This is a genomic window from Microvirga sp. KLBC 81 (assembly GCF_003075415.1).
In the GTDB taxonomy this organism is placed as follows: Bacteria; Pseudomonadota; Alphaproteobacteria; order Rhizobiales; family Beijerinckiaceae; genus Microvirga.
Window position 1 is genome coordinate 1 of sequence record NZ_QDAH01000172.1, and the last position, 4,445, is coordinate 4,445.

3 protein-coding genes are annotated in these 4,445 nt (G+C 58.1%); 2 read left to right on the forward strand and 1 reads right to left on the reverse strand.

The features are described 5' to 3' along the window. Positions 1-178 precede the first annotated feature (178 nt). Both DC522_RS32580 and DC522_RS32585 read left to right on the forward strand, forming a co-directional pair. A complete protein-coding gene (locus DC522_RS32580) occupies positions 179-1,024 on the forward strand; it encodes a formate/nitrite transporter family protein (RefSeq protein ID WP_116532565.1) in 846 nt (281 codons plus the stop codon). Between the two features lie 54 nt (positions 1,025-1,078). Further along, entirely contained in the window at positions 1,079-2,815 is a 1,737-nt protein-coding gene (locus DC522_RS32585) for a bifunctional protein-serine/threonine kinase/phosphatase (RefSeq protein ID WP_165820429.1), read from the forward strand. 432 nt (positions 2,816-3,247) lie between these two features. On the opposite strand, the gene DC522_RS32590 is transcribed toward DC522_RS32585, so the two are convergent. Then, positions 3,248-4,105: a GNAT family N-acetyltransferase gene (locus DC522_RS32590; protein ID WP_116532566.1), complete on the reverse strand. Its 858-nt coding sequence runs from the start codon at positions 4,103-4,105 to the stop codon at positions 3,248-3,250. Between the last annotated feature and the right edge of the window lie 340 nt (positions 4,106-4,445).

A 4,445-nucleotide genomic window follows, 5' to 3' on the forward strand; every position in this document is an offset into this window, starting at 1 on the left:
CCGCTGCGCGTCGAGGGCACGCGCATCCTGCTCGCAGCCTCCGCCCTCAGGGCACAAGCGGCGTAAAGGATCCCATGCGCGAAAAGCAGGGCGAACAAGCACGGAACAACTCGAACGCAACCATCATCGCAGCCACTCACCGGATCCCCGGCTGCCTACACTCAGGAAAGGCACTTCGATGGCTTATCTCGTACCTGCCGAGTTCGTCACCAAGATGGTCGATGCCGGCGAATCTAAGATCTTCATGTCGACCCGAGACACAGTGATCCGCGCCTATATGGCCGGTGCCATCCTGGCGCTTGCAGCTGCCTTCGCCGTGACTATCAACGTTCAAACCGGGCAGCCGCTTGCTGGAGCAATTTTGTTTCCAGTAGGATTTTGCATGCTCTATCTGCTGGGTTTCGATCTGCTCACGGGAGTTCTCATGCTCACTCCCCTTGCTCTCATCGACAAGCGTGCGGGGGTGACCATCGGCGGCGTCCTGCGCAACTGGGGTCTCGTGTTTGTCGGAAATTTCGCAGGCGCTCTCACGGTCGCGGTCATGATGGCGATCATCTTCACCTTCGGCTTTTCCCAGGCGCCGGACGTGGTTGGTCAGAAGCTCGGTACTATCGGCGAAGGTCGCACTGTTGGCTACGCAGCCCATGGCGCGGCTGGAATGCTCACACTCTTCATTCGTGGTGTGTTGTGTAACTGGATGGTGGCGACCGGCGTTGTCGGTGCTATGGTCTCGACATCGGTCTCGGGCAAGGTGATAGCCATGTGGATGCCGATCATGCTGTTCTTCTACATGGGATTCGAACATTCCATCGTGAACATGTTCCTCTTCCCGTCAGGCCTGATGCTCGGCGGAAAGTTCTCGATTATGGATTACCTGATCTGGAACGAGATCCCCACTGTCATCGGCAACCTTGTTGGCGGCATCACCTTCGTTGGCCTTACACTCTACTCGACTCATGTCCGCACCGGAGCCAAGCGCAACGCGAAGCTGGGGCTGCAGACCGCCGCTTTCCCGGCCGAGTAGTCAGACGTGGACCGGAACCCCGCTCTCCAGCGGGGTTCCGCTACCCCTGTTTCCATGATGCCCCAGCTGACGATCTCAATCGGTCAACACTCTGAAAAGGGACGCAAGGAGATCAATCAGGATTTCCACGGTGCCCTGATGCCGAATGGGACGACCCTTGCCCTCAAAGGGATCGCCATCGCCATTGCCGATGGCATCAGCACAAGCTCTGTCAGTCACGTTGCTGCAGAATCCGCGGTCAAGAGCTTTCTTACGGACTACTACTGCACCTCTGACGCTTGGTCGGTCAAAACGGCGGCGCAACGTGTCATTAGCGCGGCCAATTCATGGCTCTATGCCGAAACCCGCCGCAGCCTGAGCTCCAGCGAAATAGACCGGGGCTATGTATGCACCTTCACGGCGATGGTCTTGAAGGCAGGTCTCGCACACATCTTCCACATTGGAGACTGCCGCGTGAGCCGATTGGCCGGTTCTTCGCTGGAGCCACTCACAGACGACAACCATATAGTCATCTCCTCACAACAGTCCTATCTCTCTCGCGCGCTTGGTGCGAAGCCAAATGTGGAAATCGACTACCGAGCTGTGCCGCTGAGAGTAGGGGATGTGTTCATGCTCTCAAGCGATGGCGTGCACGAATATGTCGGTGGAAGCGTCGTGGCGACCGCGATCACGGAACATGCTGATGATCTCGACAGAGCCGCACGGATCATCGCGGAGGAGGCGCTGCGGGCAGGCAGTGCGGACAACCTGACTGTCCAGATCGTACGGATCGAAGAGGTGCCGGATCCGGAAGCCGATGATTTTGTGAGTGATGCGACACGGCTTGTGCCGCCGCCTATGCCAGAACCAGGTCGCTTGCTCGACGAATACAGGGTTCTGCGAGAGCTCCACTGCAGCAGCCGCAGCCACGTCTATCTGGCTCTCGATACGCGGACTGATATGCTCGTGGCGTTAAAGATTCCATCGACAGACCTTCTGCATGATGTCGATCATCTAAAGCGCTTCATCATGGAGGAGTGGATTGCCAGGCGGGTGAGCAGCCCCCATGTCCTCAGAGCTCCGCCTCATTCCCACAAGCGAACCTGTCTCTATATCGTGACGGAATATATCGAAGGCCAGACACTAGCCCAATGGATGATCGATCATCCTGACCCGGATATAGAGACGGTACGGGACATCGCCGAGCAGATCGCACGGGGGTTGCGCGCGTTCCACCGCCTCGAGATGTTGCATCAGGATCTGCGGCCGCAGAACATCATGATCGACAAGGCCGGCACGGTGAAGCTCATCGACTTTGGCTCGACGCGCGTTGCCGGTGTGATGGAGGCCATGCCGGAGCGAGACCGGGGGGATATTCTCGGAACGGCGCAGTACGTGGCTCCAGAGTACTTCGTGGGCGAAACTGGCACCTCGCGCTCGGATCTCTTCTCTCTTGGGGTGATTGTCTACCAGATGCTTACCGGGCGGCTCCCTTACGGCACTGAAGTCGCGAAGACACGCAGCCGAATGCAGCAAGACCGACTGCGCTATACCCGGGCATCCGAGATTAATCCGAAGATACCGCAGTGGATGGACTTTGCCCTGGCCAAGGCCGTGCACCCGAATCCCTTCAAACGGTATGAGGAGCTCTCAGAGTTTACCTTCGATCTGCGCCATCCGAATCCAGCTCTCTTGAAGACCATACGTCTGCCGCTAGTCCAGCGAAATCCCGTGGTGTTTTGGAAATGCCTAGCGGCCGCGTTGCTTGTTACTGTCGTTATATTGTTATGGCAGCTGGCCTACACGAGGTGAGATCGAATCAACTCCGCCGCGATCAGAATTCTACGCAGATCGACATGCGCCAGATCTCTCAAGCTCTCTTCGGCTGAAGCGTACGGAAATGTTGCGGCGAATGCATTTTACGCTCCGCGAAGGTCCGGTTCCGGCACATCCCGGGAGTAGACCGAACGTCCGCTTATGATGGGATCGTCAGACGTTCCTGAAGGGCAGGGGATTTCCTGGTCTGACCCGCTGCAGACATTCGCGAGATGCCGATCTCCGGCAGCGCAGTGTTTAGCATCCCCACTGCAGCGGCTTAAATGGGACACTACCCAGAGCACGCGCGGAATCGGGGATGTCATGGTCATGAAAAATACTGATCCATGCTCAACCTGATGTCTCCCGGATGACCCCGAGCGGATGCATCTGTTTGGCTTTTGCCCGTTTTTTCACGGTTCAGGGCTGTTATCCTAGCTCGAAGGTTGAAATCCCGTACGTTTGAGAAAGTGGCAGGTCCGGCCTCTGGCCTCGGTACATCCGGGCTGTCTCGAATACAGGTGACAGGTTGTGGTCGGCTGCAAGCTGAACGGCAGCCTGGTTCGGCTCGGGCAAATCCAGGAAGACGGGAGCGCCCTTGGCCTGAGATGCAAGTGCTTGAAACAGCAAATCAGCTTCGCGCTCACTATCAGCGAAGAGCGGTCCGATCTTGTAGCCGTTTCGGCAGGCTCGGATGACGCCATAGCCCTTAACGGTCCCGTCTTCTACGAAGGCAATGGCGATGCGCGTATCAGGTTTGAGCCAGCAGCGCAGAAAGGTGTCGCGCGGCGCGGCAAAGAACGGCCTATCGTAGTCCAGAACGGCTTCAAGGATCCCTGGACTCACTGGCCGGAGGCGTTCGTCCCGGGGAGCTTCGGTCTGAGGGGTTCCGCCAAAGCGCACGTTGCGGTGCGCCAGGACGAACCCGGACCGCGCATAATTCCCTTGCTGGGCCACAACCCCATCCAGACCAACCGTGCGATCCCCGAGGTACTCCATACCGGCCTGCCAGAGGCGATATCCGAAACCTCGCCCGCGCTGATCCTGTCGGACAATGTACAAGCCTAGAAAGCCGAACGCGCTGGAGTATCGGACCACTGAGATGGACGCGACCGGCTCGTCACCGAGGCTGCCAACGAGAAAGCCCATCGGATCGGCAGCCTGGAAGCAGTCGGCATCGTTGAGACCAGGGTTCCAGCCCTCAGCCGCAGCCCACTCGATTACCACCTCCAGGTCATGGCGCTCCATGACGCGGACTGCTAGCTTATCGTGGTCTGCCTGCGTCATGCTCGGCCTCGTCAGGCTTTCTGATCTGGAGGGGGCCTGCCGTATCAACCTGGACACAAGGTATATTGGTCGTCACGCTATGCAAGTACGCTGCGGATTGTCTGGTTACGCAATGGCTACAACAGGTCGCCGCGGCGGGGATCACCCGTGAATCCTCAGCTATCTTCGCGTCGACGCCCAATGTTGGCTCCTGGCGTATTCTCACCTTCCATTATCGCCACTAATTTTACTGACTGCTCTCGTTTGCGCGGCTCATGGTCCAGCTAGAGCATCGGGCATTCAGACGAATCCGTATCCGGCGGCGGTGAAATAGTTGCGGCACGCCTCAGGCTCAACGAGA

What these genes read in the sequence shown, in the direction of transcription:
- DC522_RS32580 (WP_116532565.1), top strand. Translation starts at nt 179, where the DNA reads ATGGCTTATCTCGTACCTGCCGAGTTCGTCACCAAGATGGTCGATGCC.
- DC522_RS32585 (WP_165820429.1), top strand. Translation starts at nt 1,079, where the DNA reads ATGATGCCCCAGCTGACGATCTCAATCGGTCAACACTCTGAAAAGGGA.
- DC522_RS32590 (WP_116532566.1), bottom strand. Translation starts at nt 4,105, where the DNA reads ATGACGCAGGCAGACCACGATAAGCTAGCAGTCCGCGTCATGGAGCGC.